23 protein-coding genes are annotated in these 22,278 nt (G+C 63.7%); 13 read left to right on the forward strand and 10 right to left on the reverse strand.

All coding sequences use genetic code 11. The features are described from left to right. Window positions 1-38 precede the first annotated feature (38 nt). Entirely contained in the window at window positions 39-1,898 is a 1,860-nt protein-coding gene (locus tag M2267_RS00195) for an extracellular solute-binding protein (protein WP_429111814.1), read from the reverse strand. 231 nt (window positions 1,899-2,129) lie between these two features. Here M2267_RS00195 and mepA point away from each other — a divergent pair, with 231 nt between their 5' ends. The 6 genes from mepA to M2267_RS00225 all read left to right on the forward strand — a co-directional run bounded on the left by mepA (window position 2,130) and on the right by M2267_RS00225 (window position 8,254). Beyond that, window positions 2,130-3,182, forward strand: a complete 1,053-nt coding sequence (mepA, locus tag M2267_RS00200) for a penicillin-insensitive murein endopeptidase (RefSeq protein ID WP_192448245.1) — start codon at window positions 2,130-2,132, stop codon at window positions 3,180-3,182. Window positions 3,183-3,284: 102 nt separating this feature from the next. Beyond that, window positions 3,285-3,665, forward strand: coding sequence for a methylglyoxal synthase (locus tag M2267_RS00205; protein ID WP_043622736.1), 381 nt, complete (start codon window positions 3,285-3,287; stop codon window positions 3,663-3,665). Between the two features lie 111 nt (window positions 3,666-3,776). Beyond that, window positions 3,777-4,796: a glucokinase gene (locus M2267_RS00210; RefSeq protein WP_043622850.1), complete on the forward strand. Its 1,020-nt coding sequence runs from the start codon at window positions 3,777-3,779 to the stop codon at window positions 4,794-4,796. A 112-nt stretch (window positions 4,797-4,908) separates the two neighbouring features. Beyond that, window positions 4,909-6,744 carry an ABC transporter ATP-binding protein gene (locus M2267_RS00215; protein ID WP_052202010.1) on the forward strand — a complete coding sequence of 612 codons (1,836 nt, stop codon included), beginning with the start codon at window positions 4,909-4,911 and terminating at the stop codon, window positions 6,742-6,744. A gap of 21 nt (window positions 6,745-6,765) precedes the next feature. Beyond that, the gene (dapB, locus tag M2267_RS00220) at window positions 6,766-7,584 is read left to right on the forward strand and encodes a 4-hydroxy-tetrahydrodipicolinate reductase (protein WP_429111817.1); all 819 of its coding nucleotides are present in this window, start codon (window positions 6,766-6,768) and stop codon (window positions 7,582-7,584) included. Between the two features lie 34 nt (window positions 7,585-7,618). Next, window positions 7,619-8,254, forward strand: a complete 636-nt coding sequence (locus tag M2267_RS00225) for a 2,3-bisphosphoglycerate-dependent phosphoglycerate mutase (RefSeq protein ID WP_043622730.1) — start codon at window positions 7,619-7,621, stop codon at window positions 8,252-8,254. 72 nt (window positions 8,255-8,326) lie between these two features. Here the strand turns inward: M2267_RS00225 and M2267_RS00230 are convergent, their stop codons facing one another. Further along, window positions 8,327-9,214, reverse strand: coding sequence for a methylated-DNA--[protein]-cysteine S-methyltransferase (locus M2267_RS00230; RefSeq protein ID WP_429111819.1), 888 nt, complete (start codon window positions 9,212-9,214; stop codon window positions 8,327-8,329). Window positions 9,215-9,319: 105 nt separating this feature from the next. Then, complete coding sequence (locus tag M2267_RS00235; protein WP_429111820.1) at window positions 9,320-9,817, reverse strand: DUF2244 domain-containing protein; 498 nt, start codon at window positions 9,815-9,817, stop codon at window positions 9,320-9,322. 22 nt (window positions 9,818-9,839) lie between these two features. Between M2267_RS00235 and nth the strand changes: the two genes are divergently transcribed. After that, window positions 9,840-10,616: an endonuclease III gene (nth, locus tag M2267_RS00240; protein ID WP_429111822.1), complete on the forward strand. Its 777-nt coding sequence runs from the start codon at window positions 9,840-9,842 to the stop codon at window positions 10,614-10,616. A 4-nt stretch (window positions 10,617-10,620) separates the two neighbouring features. Here nth and M2267_RS00245 read toward each other — a convergent pair whose 3' ends face one another. After that, entirely contained in the window at window positions 10,621-11,214 is a 594-nt protein-coding gene (locus tag M2267_RS00245; protein WP_429111824.1) for a TetR/AcrR family transcriptional regulator, read from the reverse strand. A 68-nt stretch (window positions 11,215-11,282) separates the two neighbouring features. Here M2267_RS00245 and M2267_RS00250 point away from each other — a divergent pair, with 68 nt between their 5' ends. Together M2267_RS00250 and M2267_RS00255 are read left to right on the forward strand one after the other, a co-directional pair. Continuing rightward, window positions 11,283-11,711 (forward strand): VOC family protein, encoded by a 429-nt coding sequence (locus tag M2267_RS00250; protein ID WP_429111826.1) that lies wholly within the window; start codon window positions 11,283-11,285, stop codon window positions 11,709-11,711. Between the two features lie 87 nt (window positions 11,712-11,798). Continuing rightward, the gene (locus M2267_RS00255; protein ID WP_429111828.1) at window positions 11,799-12,791 is read left to right on the forward strand and encodes an adenosine kinase; all 993 of its coding nucleotides are present in this window, start codon (window positions 11,799-11,801) and stop codon (window positions 12,789-12,791) included. A 38-nt stretch (window positions 12,792-12,829) separates the two neighbouring features. On the opposite strand, the gene M2267_RS00260 is transcribed toward M2267_RS00255, so the two are convergent. Beyond that, window positions 12,830-13,381, reverse strand: coding sequence for an SH3 domain-containing protein (locus M2267_RS00260; RefSeq protein ID WP_034804952.1), 552 nt, complete (start codon window positions 13,379-13,381; stop codon window positions 12,830-12,832). A gap of 182 nt (window positions 13,382-13,563) precedes the next feature. Here M2267_RS00260 and M2267_RS00265 point away from each other — a divergent pair, with 182 nt between their 5' ends. Continuing rightward, a complete protein-coding gene (locus M2267_RS00265) occupies window positions 13,564-14,568 on the forward strand; it encodes a 2-hydroxyacid dehydrogenase (RefSeq protein WP_043622710.1) in 1,005 nt (334 codons plus the stop codon). 61 nt (window positions 14,569-14,629) lie between these two features. On the opposite strand, the gene M2267_RS00270 is transcribed toward M2267_RS00265, so the two are convergent. From M2267_RS00270 to recF, 3 genes are read right to left on the reverse strand one after another with little or no spacing between them, the layout of a single operon-like run. Then, a complete protein-coding gene (locus tag M2267_RS00270; RefSeq protein WP_043622841.1) occupies window positions 14,630-15,097 on the reverse strand; it encodes a GNAT family N-acetyltransferase in 468 nt (155 codons plus the stop codon). A 5-nt stretch (window positions 15,098-15,102) separates the two neighbouring features. Then, entirely contained in the window at window positions 15,103-15,864 is a 762-nt protein-coding gene (locus M2267_RS00275) for a molybdopterin-synthase adenylyltransferase MoeB (protein ID WP_429111830.1), read from the reverse strand. A gap of 27 nt (window positions 15,865-15,891) precedes the next feature. Continuing rightward, window positions 15,892-17,016 carry a DNA replication/repair protein RecF gene (recF, locus tag M2267_RS00280; protein WP_429111832.1) on the reverse strand — a complete coding sequence of 375 codons (1,125 nt, stop codon included), beginning with the start codon at window positions 17,014-17,016 and terminating at the stop codon, window positions 15,892-15,894. A gap of 203 nt (window positions 17,017-17,219) precedes the next feature. Between recF and M2267_RS00285 the strand changes: the two genes are divergently transcribed. Together M2267_RS00285 and M2267_RS00290 are read left to right on the forward strand one after the other, a co-directional pair. Further along, window positions 17,220-17,864, forward strand: a complete 645-nt coding sequence (locus M2267_RS00285) for a DUF47 domain-containing protein (RefSeq protein WP_043622835.1) — start codon at window positions 17,220-17,222, stop codon at window positions 17,862-17,864. Further along, window positions 17,864-18,868: an inorganic phosphate transporter gene (locus tag M2267_RS00290; protein ID WP_043622704.1), complete on the forward strand. Its 1,005-nt coding sequence runs from the start codon at window positions 17,864-17,866 to the stop codon at window positions 18,866-18,868. The genes M2267_RS00285 and M2267_RS00290 overlap by 1 nt, the downstream gene beginning before the upstream one ends. Window positions 18,869-18,916: 48 nt before the next feature. Here the strand turns inward: M2267_RS00290 and M2267_RS00295 are convergent, their stop codons facing one another. After that, on the reverse strand, window positions 18,917-20,305 hold the full coding sequence (locus tag M2267_RS00295; protein ID WP_429111834.1) for a serine hydrolase: 1,389 nt from the start codon (window positions 20,303-20,305) through the stop codon (window positions 18,917-18,919). A 141-nt stretch (window positions 20,306-20,446) separates the two neighbouring features. After that, the gene (locus M2267_RS00300) at window positions 20,447-21,346 is read right to left on the reverse strand and encodes a LysR substrate-binding domain-containing protein (RefSeq protein WP_429111836.1); all 900 of its coding nucleotides are present in this window, start codon (window positions 21,344-21,346) and stop codon (window positions 20,447-20,449) included. 133 nt (window positions 21,347-21,479) lie between these two features. Here M2267_RS00300 and M2267_RS00305 point away from each other — a divergent pair, with 133 nt between their 5' ends. Further along, complete coding sequence (locus M2267_RS00305) at window positions 21,480-22,229, forward strand: SDR family oxidoreductase (protein ID WP_043622832.1); 750 nt, start codon at window positions 21,480-21,482, stop codon at window positions 22,227-22,229. The last annotated feature ends 49 nt before the right edge of the window (window positions 22,230-22,278 follow it).

Raw genomic sequence — 22,278 nt, forward strand, 5'->3', positions numbered from 1 at the left:
TGCATTTGGAATCGAGACGCCATCCGAGCGCAAGGACTTCATTTGGGGGAGGCGTTTTTCGACCACCACGCATCCGGGAAGCCGATGCCGTAGTAGGGAAGCTCCTGCGGGCGGACGAGCTGTTTCCAGTAGGCGACACGAACGTTCTTCGAATAGAACAGCGGCACGACGTAGTGGTGGGCGAGAAGGACCCGATCGAGTGCCCGTGTCGTTGCCACCAGCTCCTCGCGGTTCGGTGCAAAGATGATTCGGCGGATGAGCTCGTCGATTGCCGGATCGGATATGCCGGCATAGTTTCTCGATCCCTGTTGATTGACCGAAGCTGAACCCCAGTAGTCGATCTGCTCGTTGCCGGGTACCAGTGTTTGCGCCCAGATGCCGTAGATCATGTCATAGTCGAAGCTTCTGACGCGGTTGGTGTACTGTGAATCATCCACCGTGCGGATGCGGGCATCGATGCCGATCTTCTTGACGCTGTTGATGAAGGGCGTGACGGTGCGCTCGAAGGACGGATTGGACAGGAGCAGTTCGAAGGTGAAGGGCTCGCCGGTCTTCGTGTTCACCAGGCGCGTGCCCTTGAGCTCGTAACCCGCCTCCTTGAACAGCGCGAGTGCCTTGCGCAGGTTGTCGCGCACCTTCTGCGGCTCGCCGTTGACAGGGTTCGTATAGGGGGTGGTGAAGACCTCCGGCGGGACCTTGTCTTTCAGCTCCTCCAGAATGGCCTTTTCGCGACCTTCGGGAAGCTTGGAGGAAGCAAGCTCCGTGTTCCAGAAATAGCTGTCGACACGCTGAAAGGCGTTGTAGGCGAGGTTTTTGTTCAGGTCCTCGAAATCGAACGCATAGTTCAGCGCCTCACGCACCCGCTGATCCTGAAATTTCTCCCGCCGCATGTTCGGCACGAAGGCTTGCATGATGCCGGCTGCGCGCAAGGGGTTTTCGATCTCCTCGCGAACAACGCGGCCGTCCTTCATCGCCGGAAAGTCGTAGGCCGTTGCCCAGTGGCTGGCGCTGGGATCTCGGTAGAAATCGACGTTGCCGGCACGAAAGGCTTCGAATTCCACGTTTCTGTCGCTAAAGAAGGCGTAGCTGATCACGCCGAAATTGTATTGGCCGACATTGACGTTGAGGTCCTTGCCCCAATAGTCGTCGCGGCGCTCGAACCGGATCGAGCCGCCGGCCTGGAACGAGGCGATCCTGTAGGGGCCGGAACCCATGACCGGTTCCAAAGTGGTGCGGCTGATGTCGCGCTTGTTGCCCTTGTCGTCGACGCCTTCCCACCAGTGCTTCGGCAGGATCGGGAACTGCCCGAGAATGTTCGGCAGCTCGTGGTTGTTCTTCTCGTCGAAGCGGAAGGTGACGTCGCGCTCCCCCGTCTTTTCCGCCGAAACAACATGGCGGTAATAGTTGGAGAGCAGCGGATTGTGCTCCTTGACCTTTTCAAACGAGAAAACGACGTCCTCGGGTGTTACCGGCTTGCCGTCGGCCCATTTGGCCTCCGGGCGAAGGCGGAAGGTCGCCGAGGAAATATCGTCAGGATAGGAAACCGCCTCGGCGAGCAGGCCGTAGGTGGTGGTGATCTCGTCCTCGGCCGATTTCATCAGCGTGTCGAAGACCAGAGAGGCCACGCCGCTTGCCGTCTCACCCTTGGAAAGGATCGGATTGAACGTATCGAAAGTCCCGTTTTCCGACAGATGCAGCTCTCCACCCTTGGGAGCGTCCGGATTGACGTAGTCGAAACGGGCAAAGCCCTGTTTGTATTTGAGTTCGCCGATTGACGATGTTCCGTGACGCCAGACGGGCTGTTCTTGGGCATTGCCTGCAGCAGGGAAGAGAAGAAACGCCGCTGTCAGTAGCGAGGCAGCGAAGCCTGATTTCATGGTCCTGCAGACGTATGGCATCCAGCCCTTACCCCTTTATATTTCAATCTTCTTTTGCGAGAGCATAGGCGAAATCAGGGCAAATGACAGGCACCGCCGCAAATCAGGCCAAATTTTTGAGTCACATCCCGGTGATTCACACGCGTGTAACGCGTAAGGCTGAGGCAAAGACGGGGCCTTAGGATGGGGGGCGCCGGACACGGCATGCGTAGATCGGCGCTGCTGTCTGCGAGACAAACGGGACGAAATTCAATGATTGCTCCATTTCGACGTTGCGGCTCGGCGTTTCTTGCGCTGCTGCTTGGAACCAGCCTCCTGATCGCCGACAACGCCGCGGCCGACGACGTGCCGGCAAAGACGCTCTTCGGCGCCAAGGCTCTGCCTGCCGAGATGGCGGCAAATTCCTACGGCTTCTATGCCAAGGGATGCCTTGCCGGCGGTGTCGCCATCCCGACCGACGGGCCGACCTGGCAGGCAATGCGGCTGTCGCGCAACCGCCGCTGGGGCCACCCGCAGATGATCGCGCTGATCGAGCAGTTTTCCCATGATGCCGCCAACAAGGTCGGCTGGCCGGGTCTGCTGCTCGGCGATATCTCGCAGCCGCGCGGCGGGCCGATGCTGTCGGGCCACGCCTCGCATCAGATCGGGCTCGATGCCGATATCTGGCTCACCCCAATGCCGCAACGTACGCTCAGCTATCGCGAACGCGAGGATATCTCCGCCACCTCGATGCTGCAGAAGAACAAGTTCCTGACGGTCGACCGTTCGATCTGGACGCCGAAGCACGCGCAGCTGATCATGCTGGCGGCGAGCTATCCGCAGGTCGAGCGCGTCTTCGTCAATCCGGCGATCAAGAAGAAGCTTTGCGATACCTGGACGGGCGACCGCACGAATCTCGGCAAGGTTCGGCCGATTTACGGCCACGACTATCACTTCCACATCCGCATCAAGTGCCCCGCGGGTGCTTCGACCTGCAAGGACCAGGCGGAGGTTCCGGCCGGCGACGGCTGCGACAAGTCGCTGGCCTGGTGGTTCACCGACGAGCCGTGGGCAAAACCGACGAAGAAGCCGGACGCGAAGCCGGTCAAGCCGAAGGTGACGACACTTGCCGACCTGCCGAAGGCCTGCGCTCTCGTGCTCAACGGCCCGGCGCCCGCCTCGGAAGCGGCCGCCACTTTTGGCACGGCCTACCGGGCTGCCGCGCCGGCCGCAGCGAGCGATAGTATCGAGCAGGTGATCGGTGCGTCCGGCGATGTCCCGCCGGCCGATATCCCCGTGCCGATGGCGCGTCCGACGCTGCAGTAGGCCAGCGACCCGAGCGGGGCGGGGAGGCATCAGCCTTCCCATTCCCGTGGCGCTCATGTATAGGGCAATCAAATCGATTTAAATATTGATAAGAGGCCCGGCATGGCGGATCGGAAATGTGTTGCGCTGATCGCGCATGATCAGAAAAAGGACGATCTTGCGGACTTTGCCAAGGCGCATGAGGCGGTACTGGCTGACTGGCGGATCGTCGCCACCGGCACGACCGGCGGCCGTGTTCTCGACGTCTGCCCAGGCCTCGATATCACCCGGCTGAAAAGCGGTCCTCTGGGCGGCGACCAACAGATCGGCGCGATGATCGCGACCGGTGAAGTGCAACTGCTGATCTTCTTCGTCGATCCCCTGACCGCCATGCCGCACGATGTCGACGTCAAGGCGCTGATGCGCCTCGCCATCGTCTACGACATTCCGATGGCGCTCAATCGTGCAACGGCCGAGCAGTTGATCGACCTCAACCCCAGATGATGCGGGCTCCGGCGGGCGGATGCGACGGAAATCCTCCCGCACTTTTCCTCATCCCGTTCTGTCTGATAGACAGTTCAGCAACCCAAGATGACGATCAGGATGGATCTCGCGATGTCCGGCACCAATGAACACAGCTTTCCTTTTCCGATCCTGATCGGCGACATCGGCGGCACCAACGCGCGCTTCGCCCTGCTCATCGACGCCTTTGCCGACCCGAAGCAACTGCCGCCGATCAAGACCGGCGATTTCGAGACGATCGAGGAGGCGCTGCAAAAGAGCATTCTCGACAAGACCTCCGTGCAGCCGCGCTCGGCGATCCTGGCAGTGGCCGGTCCTATCCGGGGCGATGAAATTCCCCTGACCAACGCCGGCTGGGTGATCCGGCCGAAGGACATGCTTTCGAGCCTCGGCCTCGAAGACGTGCTGATCATCAACGACTTCGAGGCGCAGGCGCTTGCCGTCGCCGCTCCGGCGGACGAGGACCTGGTGCAGATCGGCGGCGGCAGCATCCGACCGCTGACCTCCCGCGTCGTGCTCGGACCGGGAACGGGCCTCGGCGTCGGCGGCCTGGTCTTTGCCCAGCACACCTGGTTTCCGGTGCCGGGCGAAGGCGGCCATGTCGATATCGGCCCGCGCACCGAACGTGATTTCCACATCTGGCCCTTCCTCGAACCGATCGAAGGCCGCATGGCCGGCGAGCAGATTCTCTGTGGCCGCGGCATCATGAACCTCTACCGCGCCGTCTGCGCCGCCGATGGCGTGGATGCGGTTCTGACGGACCCCGCGGAAGTGACGACGCACGCCCTTGCCGAGAGCGACAGGGCGGCGATCGAGACCATCTCACTGTTTTCGACTTATCTCGGTCGCGTGGCCGGCGACATGGCGCTGATCTTCATGGCCCGCGGCGGCGTTTTCCTGGCGGGCGGTATCTCGCAGAAGATCCTGCCGGCGCTGATGAAGTCGCCCTTCCGGGCCGCCTTCGAGGACAAGGCCCCGCATTCGGCGCTGATGAAAACGATCCCGACCTTTGCCGTCATTCACCCGATGGCCGCGCTCTCGGGATTGGCAGCCTTTGCCCGCACGCCGAGGGATTTCGGTGTGGCAACGGAGGGACGCCGCTGGAGAAGCTGAGACCGTGGCGTGCGCAAAGACTCGCCAAAGCGATATCAAACCACTATAGAGCCCCGGGAAAGATCGGGCCGGATGCCGGCCCTCCAGATTGGTTCCAGGGAAGACGGGCTTTTTGAGCGCCAGCAAGAAAAAACAGCACGCGGTCGATTCGGATACGATCAGCGGGATCCTCAAGCGGGTCATTGCGGAAAACGGTCGTGACCACATTCGCGGCTATGCTTTTGCCATCGGCTGCCTGGCGGTGGTCGCTGCCACGACAGGCTTTACCGCCTCGATCATGGAAACCGTCATCAACGAGGCGTTCGCCAACAAACGGGCGGACATCGTTCTGCTCGTCTGCGGCGCGATCCTCGCTGCCTTCGTGCTGCGCGGCTTTGCAACTTACGGCCAGGCCGTCGCGCTTTCGAAGATCGGCAACAACATCGTCGCGCGCTATCAGCGCCGTCTTTACGCCCATCTGATGGCGCTCAGCGTCGGCTATTTCAACGAGACCCGGTCGGCGCAACTCGCCGCCCAGATCAGCCAGAACGTCAGCGGCATTCGCGACGTGCTCAATCTGACCGTTACCTCGATCGCGCGCGACCTGCTGACGCTGATCGGCCTGGTCGGGGTCATGTTTGCCAAGGACTGGCTGCTGTCGATCATCGTCTTCGTCGCCGCACCTCCGCTGCTTCTGGGCCTGCGCTATGTGTCCAAACGCCTGCGTTCGGCCACCCGCGAGGCGATCGAAGTCAACAGCCGCGTTCTCGGCGCGATGCAGGAAACCATTCAGGGCATCACCATCGTCAAGGCCTTTACGATGGAGAGCGAGCTTCGCGGCAAGGTCGAGGCGATCGTCGATCGCGCCGAAAACCGCGCCAACCGCATTGCCCGGTTGAGCGAGCGCACGGCGCCGATGACCGAAACCTTCGCCGGTCTCGCGATCTCGGCGGTGCTTGCCTATTCGGCGTTCCGCGCCATCTATGCCGACGTACCGCCCGGCGCCTTCTTCGCTTTCGTCGTCGCTTTGCTGATGGCCTATGACCCGGCCCGCCGCCTGGCGCGGCTTCAGGTCTCGCTCGAGCGCGCCGCCGTCAACGCCCGCATGGTCTACGAGATCCTCGACACCGTGCCGCACCAGCGCGACAAGCCCGATGCCAAGGAACTGGCGTTTACCAATGCGACCGTCGAGCTGCGCGACGTGCGCTTCAAGTATCCGAATGGCGACGACGTGCTGCGCGGCGTGAGCTTTATGGCTGAGGGCGGCAAGACGACGGCGCTCGTCGGTCCGTCAGGGGCCGGAAAATCGACCGTCATCAGCCTCATTCCGCGGTTCTACGATCCGGCGTCCGGCCAGATCCTGGTCGATGGCCAGGATATCGCCGACGTCACCAAACTGTCGCTGCGCAAGGGCATCGCCTATGTGTCGCAGCAGCCTTATCTTTTCGAAGGCTCGATCCGCGATAACATCCGCTACGGCCGCATCGACGCGACGGATGCCGAGGTGGAGGAGGCCGCACGGCTTGCCTACGCCCATGACTTCATCCTGGCGCAGCCGCAGGGCTACGATACGCCGGTTGGCGAAAATGGCATGACGCTCTCTGGCGGCCAGCGCCAGCGCCTGTCGATTGCGCGCGCGCTGGTGCGCAACGCGCCGATCCTGCTGCTCGACGAGGCCACCTCGGCGCTCGACACCGAATCGGAAGCCGCGGTGCAGAAGGCGCTCGACCACGCCATGGATGGCCGCACGGTGATCGTCATCGCGCATCGCCTCTCGACCGTCGTCAATGCCGACAAGATCATCGTCATGAAGGATGGTTGCGTCGTCGAGGAAGGCACCCATGCCGATCTTGCACGGCGGCCGGACGGTCTCTACGCTCGGCTCCACAATCTCCAGGGCCAGAATTCGGAGGAGCAGTCTCCGGATGGCGAAACGCCCGAAGCGCCGGCCGGCGCCCAAATCCACTAGCGGACAAGGAGGAACTCACCGATGGGCGCGAACGATATGAAGCTCGTGGTGGTGGGTGCGGCAGGCCGTATGGGCCAGACGCTGATCAGGACGGTTCACGCGATGGAAGGCGTGCGCCTGCATGCGGCCGTCGAGCGCACGGGTTCTCCCTTCATCGGCCGCGATGCGGGCGAACTCTCCGGGCTTGGTCCGATCGGCGTGCCGGTGACCGACCAGCCGCTCGAAGCCTTCGTCGAAGCCGAAGGCGTCCTTGATTTCACCGCACCGGCGGGCACCGTCGAGTTTGCCGGTCTCGCGGCCCAGGCCCGCATCGTCCATGTGATCGGCACCACCGGCTGCTCGTCCGACGACGAGGCGAAGATCCGCGCCGCCGCGCGCCACGCCCGTATCGTCAAGTCGGGCAATATGAGCCTCGGGGTCAACCTGCTCGGCGTGCTGACGGAGAAGGCGGCGCGGGCGCTCGGCCCGGCCGACTGGGACATCGAAATCCTCGAAATGCACCACAAGCACAAGGTCGATGCGCCCTCGGGCACGGCCCTGCTTCTCGGTGCTGCGGCGGCGAAGGGGCGCGATATCGCGCTTGCCGACCATTCGGTGCGCGTGCGTGACGGTCATACGGGCCCGCGTCCGGCCGGCACGATCGGTTTTGCCACCCTGCGCGGCGGCTCGGTCATCGGCGAACACTCGGTCATCCTGGCCGGTGAGGGCGAGCAGGTGACCCTGTCGCACAGCGCCACGGATCGTTCGATCTTCGCGCGCGGTGCCGTCACCGCCGCACTCTGGGCTCGCAGCCAGAAGCCCGCTTTCTATTCGATGCTCGACGTTCTCGGGCTCAACTGACCTTTCCACTCTCAAGTCTCAAGGGGAATTCGACATGAGCGGTACTCTCGTCCTCGTCAGGCACGGCCAGAGCGACTGGAACCTGAAGAACCTGTTCACCGGCTGGCGTGATCCGGATCTGACGGAACTCGGCGTCGAGGAAGCCAAGGCCGGCGGCAAGGCGCTTGCCGACTACGGCATCAAGTTCGACATCGCCTTCACCTCGGATCTCGTCCGTGCCCAGCGCACCTGCCAGTTCGTGCTCGACGCTGTCGGCCAGTCCTCGCTCGAGACGATCCGCGACCAGGCGCTGAACGAGCGCGACTACGGCGACCTCTCGGGTCTCAACAAGGATGACGCCCGCGAAAAGTGGGGTGAAGAGCAGGTGCATATCTGGCGCCGCTCCTACGACATCCCGCCTCCGGGCGGCGAGAGCCTGCGTGACACCGGCGCCCGCGTCTGGCCCTATTACCTGACCGAGATCCTGCCGCGCGTGCTCTCCGGCCAGAAGGTGCTGGTCGCCGCCCACGGCAACTCGCTGCGTTCGCTGGTCATGGTGCTCGATCGCCTGTCGAAGGAAGAGATCCTGAAGCTCAACCTCGCGACCGGCGTGCCGATGGTCTACAAGCTCAACGCCAATTCGACCGTCGCTTCCAAGGAAGTGCTCGGCGACATGTCCGGCGCTCACTGATCGCTGATGAAATGAAAAGGGGCGCTGGGCGCCCCTTTTTTGCGTCTCCGATAATGCCGGCAAGCCTGGCGATCAGATCGTGCCGTCGGCCGCCTTGCCGGCTTCCCAGCCGAGGATGGCGCGCTTGCGCGTCAGGCCCCAGTGATAGCCGGTGAGGTCCCCACTCTTGCCGAGCGCGCGATGGCAGGGGACGACGAAGGAAATCGGGTTGCGCCCGACAGCAGCCCCGACCGCGCGCGATGCCGTCGGCTGTCCGATGTTCCCGGCGATGTTCGAATAGGTGGTGGCGCAGCCGAGCGGGATCTTCAACAGCGCCTGCCAGACCCGGATCTGGAAGTCGGAGCCGATGAGGAAGATGCGCAGCGGCTCGTCCTGCCGCCAGCGCGAAGGATCGAAGATGCGCGCGGCGTATTGTGACGTCGCCGCGCTGTCCTCGATGTAGCGGGCGTTCGGCCAGCGTTGCGCCATGTCCTCGAAGCTCGCCTGCTCGCCGCCCATATCGTTGAAGGCAAGGCCGGCGAGGCCGCGCTCGGTGATCATCACCAGCGCCGTGCCGAAGGGCGAGGGGTGGTAGCCGTAGCGGATCGTAAGGCCCTCGCCGCGCGCCTTCCACTCGCCTGGCGACATCGCCTCGTGGGTGACGAACAGGTCGTGCAGCCGGCTTGGTCCTGAGAGGCCCACTTCGATGCTGGTTTCGAGCAGCGGCATGTCTTCCTGGCGCAGCAGGCGCTTGGCATGGTCGAGGGTCACGGCCTGCAGGAAGGCCTTCGGCGACAGCCCCGCCCAGCGGGTGAAGACCTTCTGGAGTTGGGTCGGCGACTGCTTCAGGCGCTGCGCCACGGATTCGAGCGACGGCTGGTCGCGATAGTCCTCGGTGAGCATTTCGATCACGCGGCTGACCGTATCGTAGTCGGTGCCCTTCGGCGTGATGTCGGTGGGTACGGATGTCGCAACGTTCATGGCTCTTCTCCTGTCTTGCCACAGGTAACCATTTGCTGGCCCCGCCAACCACCCGAAACTTGAAAACATGCGATCGCCGGGTGCCGCGATTGCAAGCGCCGGGCGTCAGCGGCGGCGCACGGTCGCAAGCGCCCCCGAGAGCGCCAGCGCAAAGGTCTCGCGATCGTCGCGGTTGAGGAACGAGCCGATATCGGTTCGCCGGCCGCCGCCGCTGATCGTCATCGAGACGATGCCGATTTCCTGATGCCGGGCGACGTTCAAGCGTGCCCAGAACGGATTGAAGCTATGTTCGCTGATCTGACCCGAGGGCGTGAACTTGCGCACAGAAACGTCCGTCCTGCTGACGCTGACCTCTTCGCGGCTGAGCCCCGAGCGGTTGTTCAGCCAGAAGGCGCCGAACAGCAGGAGGTAGTCGAGTCCGAAAAAGAACACCACCGGCCAGGCGCCGATGATGAGGAAGACGATGCCGTGAACGAGGCTCAGGAGCCCGGCGATCAGGAAGAACATCTTGAAGCCGCGGCGCCCGAGCGAACGATAGGGCGTGAGCTCGGCGGTGAAGACCGGGGCGTCCTCGGATGGGGTGGTGGCGTTGCCATTGATCATGACCTTTGACTATAGATGCATCATGAAAAACGTGAAGCCGAAATTGCCTGTTCGCGCCGCCAAACCAAAGCCTGCCGCCGGCCGCCGCGCCACGCCGCGGGTCAAGAGCCTCTACAGCCAGGACGAGCTAAAGGAGATTTTCCGGCGCTTCTCGATCCAGCGGCCGGAGCCGAAGGGCGAACTCGAGCACGTCAATCCCTTCACGCTTGTTGTCGCCGTGGCGCTCTCGGCACAGGCGACCGATGCCGGCGTCAACAAGGCGACGCGCGCGCTCTTTGCCATCGCCGATACGCCGGAAAAAATGCTGGCGCTCGGCGAGGAAAAGGTTCGGGACTACATCAAGACCATCGGTCTCTACCGCAACAAGGCAAAAAATGTCATCGCGCTGAGTGAGAAGCTCATCCGGGATTTTGGCGGCGAAGTGCCCCGCACGCGGGAGGAATTGGTGACGCTGCCCGGCGTCGGCCGCAAGACCGCCAATGTCGTGCTCTCCATGGCCTTCGGCCAGTCGACGATCGCCGTCGACACCCACATCCTGCGCATCGCCAACAGGATCTGTCTGGCGCCGGGCAAGACCCCGGACGAGGTGGAAGACAAGCTGATCAAGATCATCCCCGACGAGTATCTCTACCACGCTCATCACTGGCTGATCTTGCACGGGCGCTACTGCTGCAAGGCGCGCAAGCCCGAATGCGAGCGCTGCGTCATCGCCGACCTCTGCAAGTCGCCGGAAAAGACCTGTGACATCCCGGCGCCACTGGTCGAACTGCCGCCACAGATCATCTCGGCTGCTGGTTGAGCCGTCAGGCCGAGACCATCCGGTCGATCAGCGTGCCGATCGTTTCGACGTAAACCTCGCTCGACGCGCCATCGGCAATGTCGAGCGCCGCACGATCGAAGGCAGCCGAAAGCAGTGAGGCCATGGCCGACAGCCTGTCGGCCGAAACGGTGAACGGAGCCATTGCCTCGGCGATCCCTTCCTCGAGCGTTCTCTGCGCGTTGGCCGCGTCGATCGCCATCATTTCCCGCTTGCCGAGGACGGCCGGCCCATCGAGCAGGAGCAGGCGGATACGCCCCGGCTCGCGCATGGCGCCGAAATAGGCGCTGGCGCCGACCTTTAGTGCCTGGCGTGCCGAGAGATCCTCTGACGTTGCCTGCTCGATCGACGTTGCCACAGCAAGTGCTTCCCGCTCTGCCACCGCGCGAAACAGCGCCTTCTTGTCCTCGAAGTGGTGATAGAGCGCGCCGCGGGTGAGGCCGGCGGCTGCGACGATGTCCGGCGTCGAGGTGTCGGCATAGCCCCTGGTGACAAAGAGGCCGCGGGCAGCATCGAGGATCGCGGCACGGGTCGTGTCGGATCGCTCGCGGTTGGAGCGGCGGGAAATGTCCTGTTGCATACATGCAGCCTGTATGTTAATTAAAGAAACATACAGATTGTATGATATAGCAGGAGCGAGGAAAAGCCATGAAATCGACGAGCTATTACCCGGTCATCATGACGGCTGACGTTGCCGCCACCGCCGCCTTCTACATCGATCACTTCCGTTTCCAGGCGCTCTTCACCAGCGACTGGTATGTGCATCTGCAATCGATCGAGGACGAACATGTGACGCTTGCCGTGCTCGACTACCGCCACGAGACGATCCCCGAAGAGGCGCGCGCGCCCACCCGCGGTCTTCTCCTGAACTTCGAGGTCGAAGATCCCGATCGCATCTATGCGCAGGCGCTTGCCTCCGGCCTGCCGATCCTCAAGACCTTGCGCGACGAGGATTTCGGCCAGCGTCATTTCATCACGGCCGATCCGAATGGCGTGCTGATCGACATCATCAAGCCCATTCCCCCGAGCGCCGAATTCGCCGCCGCCTATGAGGAAAGCGCGCTTCCTACGGCGTGAAGCCGCCCGCACGCGTCTTTTGTCTTCCAAATGGCCGGAAAACCGGTATTAACGAACACCGGCCATCACGGAGACCGGACGAGGTTCATGACAAAATACGACGTGCTGACGATCGGCAACGCCATCGTTGATATCATCGCGCGCTGCGACGATGCCTTTCTCAATGAAAACGGCATCATAAAGGGCGCCATGAACCTCATCGATGCCGAAAGAGCCGAGTTGTTGTACTCGCGCATGGGCCCGGCGGTCGAAGCCTCCGGCGGCAGTGCCGGCAATACGGCGGCGGGCGTTGCCAGCCTCGGCGGTCGTGCCGCCTATTTCGGCAAGACCGCGAGCGACCAGCTCGGCGAGATCTTCGCCCACGACATTCGCGCCCAGGGCGTCTATTTCCAGACGAAGCCGCTCGAAAGCGTGCCGCCGACCGCGCGCTCGATGATCTTCGTCACCGAGGACGGCGAGCGCTCGATGAACACCTATCTCGGCGCCTGCGTCGAACTCGGCCCCGAGGACGTGGAGCCCGAGGTCGTCGCCCAATCCAAGGTCACCTATTTCGAAGGGTATCTCTGGGATCCGCCGCGCGCCAAGGACGCCATTCGCGAGACCGCGCGGATCGCCCATGCAAATGGCCGCGAGACCGCGATCACGCTGTCCGACAGCTTCTGCGTTCACCGCTATCGCGACGAGTTCCTGGAGCTCATGCGTTCCGGTACGGTCGATATCGTCTTTGCCAACAAGCAGGAAGCGCTGGCGCTCTACGAGACCGAGGATTTCGATCTGGCGCTGGAGAAGCTGTCGAAGGATTGCAAGCTCGCCGCGGTGACGCTCAGCGAAGAAGGTTCGGTGGTCGTGCGTGGAGAAGAGCGGGTTCGTGTCGGCGCAACGCCGATCGCCCAGGTGGTCGACACAACAGGTGCTGGCGACCTCTATGCCGCGGGCTTCCTACATGGCTACACGACGGGGCGTTCGCTGGAAGACTGCAGCAAGCTCGGCAATCTCGCCGCCGGCATCGTCATCGGCCAGATCGGGCCGCGGCCGATGGTGTCGCTGGAAACGGCCGCCAAGCAGGCTGGTCTCGCCTGATCCGACCCAATTGATTTTGGTTAAAGACGGGCGCGGCCTTACTTGAAGGCCTCGCCCGGATAGGCGCCCCAGATTTCGCCCTGGGCGATCCAGCCTTCGACGCCTTGCGCTTCGGCATGGCACCAGTCGCCATTGCACTCGCCCACTTTCACGATGACACCGGGCTCCATGCGGGCGACGATCGGGGAATTGCCCTGCGCGTCGCGGCGCATGTTGACGAAGACGCCTTCGCCCTTGCCGCGCATCCAGGGGGCTGCGACGGCCGTGCGGTCGCCGGAGAGCAGCGCCTGGTTCACCCAGCCTTCGGTGCCGTCGGCGTCGCGGATGCGGCGCCAGTTATCGTATTCCTGGATGATCTCGACCGGCACGCCCGGCTTCATGTAGCGGAAGGCGACCGCGTAATCGACGCTCGGGCCGATCCTGAGATTGACGCTCTTGGATTTCAGGCTGACGAAGCGCGGCAGCGGCAGCCCGCTGGCGCCCTTGGCGGCCTGAGCGTAAGCCGCCGACGTCATGATCGCGGCGCCAAGGCAGGCGGCGATCAACGAGAGCGAGAATCTGGAAATGACGTGACGCATGACGAAGCCCATATTCCGTGGCACTAGCTTTTGCAGGCGCAGTTCACTTGAGGCCCATGGGTCGGGCGGAAATCGCGGGGACGACGACGCGAGTTTTGTTTGTCTTCCCGGTGGGGTCTGGTAGAAATTGCGGCTACAGGGAGAAAGTATCGCCCAACTTGGTTAAGGACCCGTCAACAAGGCCCGTCGCAGCAATGACAAGCAAGAAGAAGCCCACGGTCTACATCACCCGCAAATTGCCAGACATCGTCGAGACGCGCATGCGCGAACTCTTCGATGCGGAGCTGAACATCGACGATACGCCGCGCAGCCAGCCGGAGCTTGTGGCCGCGGTCAAACGCGCCGACGTGCTGGTGCCGACGGTGACCGATCGCATCGACGCGGCGTTGATCGAGCAGGCCGGCCCGCAGCTGAAGCTGATCGCGAGCTTTTCCAACGGCGTCGACAACATCGATGTCGATGCCGCCGCCCGCAAGGGCATCACCGTCACCAACACGCCCAACGTGCTGACGGAAGACACCGCCGACATGGCGATGGCGCTTATCCTCGCGGTGCCGCGCCGGCTTGCCGAAGGTGCGCAGATCCTGACCGACCGCAAGGGCGAATGGGCCGGCTGGTCGCCGACATGGATGCTCGGCCGCCGCATTGCCGGCAAGCGCATCGGCATCGTCGGCATGGGCCGGATCGGCACGGCCGTGGCCCGCCGCGCCAAGGCCTTCGGCCTCTCGATCCACTACCACAACCGTCACCGGGTGAAGGCCGAAACGGAGGAGATGCTGGAGGCGACCTATTGGGACAGCCTCGACCAGATGCTTGCCCGCGTCGACATCGTCTCGGTCAACTGCCCGTCGACGCCGGCGACCTATCATCTGCTCTCCGCCCGCCGGCTCGCCCTGATGCGGCCGGACAGCTACATCGTCAACACCGCCCGCGGCGGCATCATCGACGAGACGGCGCTGATCAAGTGCCTGCGTGAAGGCAAGATCGCCGGCGCCGGTCTCGACGTCTTCGAGAACGAGCCAGCGGTCAATCCGAAGCTGATCAAGCTTGCCGGCGAAGGCAAGGTCGTGCTCCTGCCGCATATGAGTTCGGCCACGCTCGAAGGCCGCATCGACATGGGCGAGAAGGTGGTGATCAACATCCGCACCTTCTTCGACGGCCACCGTCCGCCGGACCGGGTTCTGCCGGGCCGCGACTGATCGCGAAACGCCGCACGATCCTGTCGTGCGGTCGCGGATCTGCTTGGCTGACGTTCGAAAACTAAAGCGCCTTGCGCATCTCGATCGCCGTCGGCCGGGTAAATCCGGGATGGCACATCGTGTCGCTCTGAACGAAGCCCCAGGCGGCAAAAGCGCGGTGGTTGTCGGCGAGTTCGACGCGGGTCAGCAGTCTCAGCGCCGGAAGTTTCAGCGCACGCGCCGTCGCTTCGGCTTCAGCGAGCAGCATTCGGCCGATGCCCTTTCCTTGCGTCTCAGGCGCGACGGCAAGCTTGCCGATGTATAGGCAATCGTCCTCGGGTTTGCAGAAGATGCAGCCGACCAGCCGTTCGCCATCGCTGACGCCGAAGGCGATCTCGTCGGCAATCTTGTCGCGCAGCGATTCGATGTTCAAAGCATGCGCCGACGAGGGCGGGTCGATCCGCCCGTCCATGTAGGAGAAGGCGCCAAGGATCAGCGCCAACAGTTCCTCGTGCCGGTCGAATGCTTCGTCGATACGAAAGATCTGCACCATCGCTATGCCCTCTTGCGGTAGCGGATGGTGTTGAACTGTGCCGTCAGCGCGTCATACATCAACAGCCGCCCGACCAGCGGTTCGCCGAAACCGGCAATCACCTTGATCGCCTCCATGGCCTGCAGCGTGCCGATGACGCCCGTCAACGCGCCGACGATGCCGGCCTCGGCGCAAGAAGGCACGACGCCGGCCGGCGGCGGCTCGGGAAAGAGATCGCGGTAGGAGGGGTTCGGTCGTCCATCGGGGCCGGCACTATAGGGCATAAGCACCGTCAGCGAGCCGTCGAAGCGGCCGACGGCGCCGGTCACCAGCGGAATGCCGACCGCTGCCGCCGTATCGGCGGCGAGATAGCGGGTATCGAAATTGTCCGAGCCGTCGATGACCAGATCATACTGCCGGAACAGCGCCTCGGCATTGTCGGGGGTGAGCCGCAGCCTGTGCTGGTCGACGCCGACATGCGGGTTGAGCGAGGTGATCGCCTCGGCCGCCCGTTCGACCTTGGCTCGGTCGATGTCTTCGGTACGGTGGATGATCTGCCGCTGCAGGTTGGAAAGCGCGACCGCATCGTCGTCGACGATGCCGATCCGGCCGATGCCGGCGGCGGCAAGATAGACGAGCACCGGAGCGCCGAGCCCGCCGGCCCCGATCACCAGCACGCGGGCTGCCTTCAGCCGTTGTTGCCCGGCGCCGCCGATTTCCGGCAGCACGATATGGCGGGCGTAGCGGGTGATCTCCGATTGGTCGAGCTTGTTCTCACCGGTCATGGCAAAATCCTCCTCGGTGACCTCTGCTTATCCGGTAACGCTGCCGTGTGAAACGGTCAGGAAGCGGCCGCGTTCGCCGAGCGCCTCAAACATCGACTGGTCCGTCCCGGTCATGAAGGCCTGGCCACCAAGCCCATCGACCAGATCGAACAGAGCCGCGCGGCGGTTGACGTCGAGATGGGCGGCGATCTCGTCAAGGAGCAGCACTGGCGCGTGGCCGGTCATGTCGCCGACGAGGCGCGCATGCGCCAGCACCAGGCCGACGAGCAGCGCCTTCTGCTCCCCGGTCGAGCAGCGTGCTGCCTCCATGTCCTTCTCGCGGTGACGCACGAGCAGGTCGCTGCGGTGCGGCCCGTCGAGCGTGCGCCCCGCTGCGGCGTCGCGCGGACGCCCATCACGCAGCATCGTCAGATATTGTTCTTCCAGATCATAGGCCGGACGATGGCCCTCGTCGTCGAGAAAGCCCGATAGCGCCAGGCGGGCCGACGGAAAGACGCTCTCGTCGACAGTGCGCTCGACGAGCGCCGTCAGCAGGCCCAGCATTTCCTGCCGCGCCAGCGCCATGGAGACGCCGAGGCCGGCCATTTCGCGCTCTATTGCCGTCAGCCAGACCGGGTCCGGACGGAACTCGCCGAGCAGCCGGTTGCGGCTGCGCATCGCCCGGTCGAATTCACTGGCGCGCCGGCCGTGTTCCGGATCGAGCGAAAGCACCAACCGGTCGAGAAACCGTCGCCGGTCGGCTGAAGGTCCGGTGAAGAGCCCGTCCATCGATGGCGTCAGCCAGAGAACGCGCAGGTGGTCGGTCAGCTCGTCGACGGTCGCCGCAGGCGTTCCATTCAGCCGCAGCCGCCGGGATTGCCCTTCCGTGACGCCGGCAGTCCCGGTGCCGATCTCGACGGTCCCCTCCATGCCTTCGACTTCCGCAAAGACCGAGAACCCGTCGCCGGCACCGACCCGGGTCACGTCCGCATAGGCTGCGCGCCTGAGGCCGCGGCCGGGCGAAAGGAAAGAGACGGCTTCCATGAGGTTGGTCTTGCCGGCGCCGTTCTCTCCCGTCAGCACCACGTGGCGCTGGTCGAGTTCCAGCGACAGCGCCGCATAGTTGCGGAACTCCATCAGTTTCAGGCGGCTGAGAAAGACCTTTTGTGGCATCGGCAGTCCGGATTCGACGTTGGGCGCAGCTAGGACGAAAGCGCCCGCCAAGGCAAGGCGAAATGGGACGCGTCGCCATATCGTGCAAGATAGGCCGATATCGACAGGGGAAAGGCGACAAACCCCTTTGATTCGGTGCTTTTCATAAAGGACCTGGTGAAATATGACAGCCGCATGACAATCCACAGATGGATATACGTGTGATGCTGGCCTGGTTCCGCAAACTTCTTCCCCGCGAGGATCGCTTCTTCGACCTCTTCGCAAAACATTCGCGCACCGTCGTCGGTGCTGCCGATGCGCTCGACAAGGTTCTCGCTGGCGGCGACGATCTGGAAAAACACTGCGACCGGATCGTCGCGCTCGAGGATGAGGCGGACCACATCACCGCCGAGGTGCTGCTGGCCGTGCGCCGGTCCTTTATCACGCCCTTCGACCGCGGCGACATCAAGGATCTGATCCAGTCGATGGATGATGCCATCGACATGATGCACAAGACCGTCAAGACGATCCGCCTTTACGAACAGAAGAGCTTCGATCCCGGCATGCGCGAAATGGGCACCACGGTCGTCAAGGCCGCGCACCTGATCGCCGAGGCCATTCCGCTGCTCGATCGGATCGGCGCCAATCACGACCGCCTGATCGCGATCGCCGAAGAAGTCACCCGCATCGAGGGCCGCTCCGACGAACTGCACGAACAGGGCCTCAAGGACCTGTTCCGCCGCCACGGCGCCAGCAACCCGATGGCCTATATCATCGGCAGCGAGATCTATGGCGAACTCGAAAAGGTGGTCGACCGCTTCGAGGACGTCGCCAATGAAATCAGCGGCATCGTGATCGAGAACGTCTGATGGATGCGACGCTCGCCTTTCCGTTGCTCGTCGGACTGATCGGCATCGCGCTGTTCTTCGACTTCCTGAACGGTCTGCACGACGCCGCCAACTCGATCGCGACGATCGTCTCGACACGGGTGCTCCGGCCGCAATATGCGGTCATGTGGGCGGCCTTCTTCAACTTCATCGCCTTCCTGTTCTTCGGCCTGCACGTGGCCGAAACGCTCGGCAAGGGCATCATCGATCCCGGTATCGTCACGCCGCTGGTGATCTTTTCGGCGCTGATCGGCGCGATCGTCTGGAACATCGTCACCTGGCTCTTCGGCATCCCCTCGAGCTCGTCGCATGCGCTGATCGGCGGCCTCGTCGGTGCCGGTCTTGCCAGCACCGGTTTCAGCTCCATCGTCTGGACCGGCCTTCTGAAGACCGTTGGCGCCATCTTCATGTCGCCGGCGATCGGCTTCTTCCTGGCGCTGCTCCTGGTGCTGATCGTTTCCTGGATCTTCGTGCGCCAGACGCCCTTTGCCGTCGACCGCACCTTCCGGGTGATGCAGTTCATCTCGGCCTCAATGTATTCGCTCGGCCATGGCGGCAACGACGCGCAGAAGACCATGGGCATCATCGCGGTGTTGCTCTACTCGCAGGGCTATCTCGGCTCGGAATTCTACGTGCCGTTCTGGGTGGTGATCACCTGCCAGGCGGCGATCGCGCTCGGCACGCTGTTCGGCGGCTGGCGGATCGTGCATACGATGGGGTCGAAGATCACCAAACTCAACCCGATGCAGGGCTTCTGCGCCGAAACCGGCGGGGCGATCACGCTCTTTGCCGCCACCTGGCTCGGCATCCCGGTCTCGACCACCCACACCATCACCGGCGCGATCATCGGCGTCGGCGCGGCCCGCCGGGTCTCGGCCGTCCGCTGGGGGCTTGCCGGCAACATCGTGATTGCCTGGTTCATCACCATGCCGGCCGCGGCGGCGATTTCGGCGCTCGCCTACTTCACCATCGATCTCTTGTTCTGATCGATGCGGAAATCGCCTCCCGCCTGCTTATGAGGCGGGAGGCGACTATCATTTCGAGACCCGAGGTGCGGGGCTGTTCTGCCCGCCCTGGTGCAAGGTCAGGCTTTCGGCACGGTCGCCCTTGAGCGTGAAGCTGATCTGGGCATCGATGAGCTTCGTAAAGAAGCGGTGCTCGGCCTCCGGAAGGATTTCGAGCCGATCCTGCCCGGTCGCCTGGGCAAAAAGGCTTTCGCCATCCCGAAAGATCGTAAGTTCGAAATCCGGAGCCAGCCTGTAGGTGCCGATATAGGCATCATAGCGCGCCGGATCGATCGCTATGGCCGTGCGCTTGACGATTGGCGGCGCGAGCGGCGCGCTGCGATTGAGCAGATGGCGGCCGATGTCGTCGACGCCGACGTCGGTCGACGCATTCGACAGTGCGACCACGCCGACACCCGTCGACGGACGGTAGCCGACGAAGGATCGGTAACCGCCGGTGCCGCCATTGTGCCAGATGAACTGCTCGTCGCCCTTGCCCGAGACGACCCAGCCGAGCGCCTGCTGATCGCGATCGCCGTTGCCGATCGGCTGGCGGGTCGCCAGCAGAGTGGTGAAGGCGGGAGCGAGCGGCGATGCCGTCTTTCCCATGGCCGCCTCGAGGAAAAGCAGGAGATCGTCCACGGTCGAGCGGAGGGCGCCTGCGCCCTGCAGAACGTCGAGATCCCAGTCGCTGACCGGCTCCAGGGCCGCGTCGTGGCCCGTTGCCCGGCGTTCGGCCCAGTCGGGTCGCGACGTGATCGCCGTGTCCTTCATGCCGAGGGGAAGGGCGATGCGGCTGATGATGAGGTCTTCATAGGAAAGCCCGGCCTTCAGCGCGATCGCGTGGCCGAGAAGCCCGGCGCCGAGGTTGGAGTATTCATGCTCGACGCCGGGGCGGCGCTGCGGCTTGTGGCTGGAGAGGAAGGCATAGAGCTTTTCCGCGTCATAGCCGGCATAGGGATTGCTCATGTCGGCCGGCACCAGATTGCTGGGCAGCCGCGGCAGGCCGGACATGTGCGTTGCGAGGTCGCCGAGCGTGATCGAGGTCTGCTTGTCCTCCGGCATGATCACGCGCTCGGGCAGAAGCGTGACCACAGGTGTGCCGAGGCTGAGCGTGCCTTGCTCCATCGCATCGGCCAGCAGCAGCGCGGTAAAGACCTTGGTGATCGAGCCGATCTCGAACACCGTCTGCCCGTCGACGGCGCGCGGATCGCCTTTGGCCGGATGGCCATGCGCGATGACGCGCCGGCCATTGGCATCGATGATACCGACGATGATACCGACCGACTGCTGCTGCTTGTCGATTCGGTCGGCCAGGATCTCCTGAATTTCTGCGTCGGTGGGCGGAGGAAGCGGACTTGCGTGAGCGTTGGTGCCAAGCGCCATAAGGACGATCCAGTTCAGAAAGCGGTTCCGCATGAGAGATAGGAATCCAGTTTTCGGTTGTCAGGGGATGCGCTGACGATGCCAGCCGGTTTCGGTCAAGCCTTGGTCAAGACTTGATCGGCGATCGGCACGATACCGTCGCCCGCAACGATTGTGCCGGGATTGCGGAAACCGTCACGGATCCCAATAGGGCGGATCGCCGAAGGCTGCCTTCAGGTGCTGGGCGATGGCTCTGAGTTTGGTGGAGGCGCGTCGGCCCTCCGGATGCGCCATGTAGATGAACTCCGCCTGCGGACTGAGCCCGACGTCGATCTCGCGCAGTTGCCCCTCGCGCACCGCCGGACCGGCTATGAAGGCGGGCAACAGCGCGATACCGAGCCCGGCGACGGCGGCGTCGTGCAGCATGTCGCCATTGTTCATGCCAAGCGCCAGGCGGGCACGCACGACCGTCGCCCCGCCGGGCCCTTCGAAGCGCCAGTCGGCAGCACCGCGATTGGTGTAGAAGATGCCGCGATGGCGTTCGAGTTCGGCAAGCGACGCCGGCGTGCCGTGCCGATCGAGATAGTCGGGCGCGGCGACCAGCAGGCGCCGGCTTCTGGCGAGCTTCCACACGACCAGGCGCGAATCGGCGATCACCCCATGGCGCACGATCGCATCATAGCCTTCGGAGGCGGCATCGACCCGCCGGTCGTCCAGGTCGAGCGTCAGCTCGATCTCCGGGTGTTGGGCCAGGAAGGGATAGAGCGCCGGGCCGAGATGCCGTCTGCCGAAGCTGACGGGGGCTGCGATCCGAAGCGGTCCCGTCAGCAACCCGCGGCGTTCGGCAAGATCGTCGGCGGCGGCCTGCACTTCGCCGACGATCCGGATGGCGCGCTCGCGAAAGGCGATGCCATCCTCCGTGAGCGTCAGCTTGCGTGTGGTGCGGTGGAGAAGCGTGGCGTTGAGCCCGCGTTCCAGTTCTGCCACTCTCTCGCTGACGACGGATTTGGATAGCCGCAGGCGACGTGCCGCCTCGCTGATCGAGCCGGCTTCGGCCACTGCGACAAAGGCAGCTATTCCTTCGATCTTCATCATCGTTCGGTTTTTCCGAATTCGAGTTCCATGATTGGGAGACTAATCCGAACGACCGTTTTCCGCCATATCTGTGGGCATCGAAGGACGGCCAATCGAACCGGCCTCCTCCTCAACCCAGCAAGAGGATTTCATCATGTCACGTTTGGAGAACAAGACGGCGCTCATCACCGGCGGCACCAGCGGCATCGGTCTCGAAACCGCCCGCCAGTTCATTGCTGAAGGCGCACGTGTTGCCGTCACCGGCACCAACCCGAAGAACATCGCGGAAGCCCGAACCGTCCTTGGCGAGGCCGCGCTCATCATCGAGGCCGATGCCGGCAATGTCGCCGGCCAGGCGGCCGTTGCCGAAAAGATCCGTGCCGCCTTCGGCACGCTCGACATCCTGTTTGTCAATGCCGGCATCGCCAAGCTGCAGCCGGTCGAGCAGTGGGACGAGGCAAGCTTCGACCGCTCGATCGCCATCAACGTCAAGGGCCCGTATTTCCTGATTCAGGCGCTGCTGCCCGTATTCTCGAAGCGCGCCTCGGTCGTGCTCAACACGTCGATCAACGCCCATATCGGCATGCCGACCTCCAGCGTCTATGCGCTGACCAAGGCGGGCCTGCTGTCGCTCGCCCGCACGCTTTCGGGTGAACTCATCGGTCGCGGCATCCGGGTCAATGCCGTGAGCCCCGGCCCGATCCGCACGCCGCTCCATGACGGCCACGCCCCGACGCCCGAGGAGAACAAGCAGGTGGTCGACGCGATCGCGGCGCAGATCCCGCTCGGCCGCTTTGGCGACGCGAGCGAGATTGCCAAGGCCGTGGTCTTCCTCGCCTCCGACGAAGCCACCTTCACCGTCGGCGCCGAACTGATCGTCGATGGCGGCATGGCGACGCTCTAGGACGGGCGCCGATAAAAGGCGCAAATGCCTGATCATCCCAGCACCGCGG

Source organism: Ensifer sp. KUDG1, from assembly GCF_050434285.1.
GTDB lineage: Bacteria > Pseudomonadota > Alphaproteobacteria > Rhizobiales > Rhizobiaceae > Ensifer.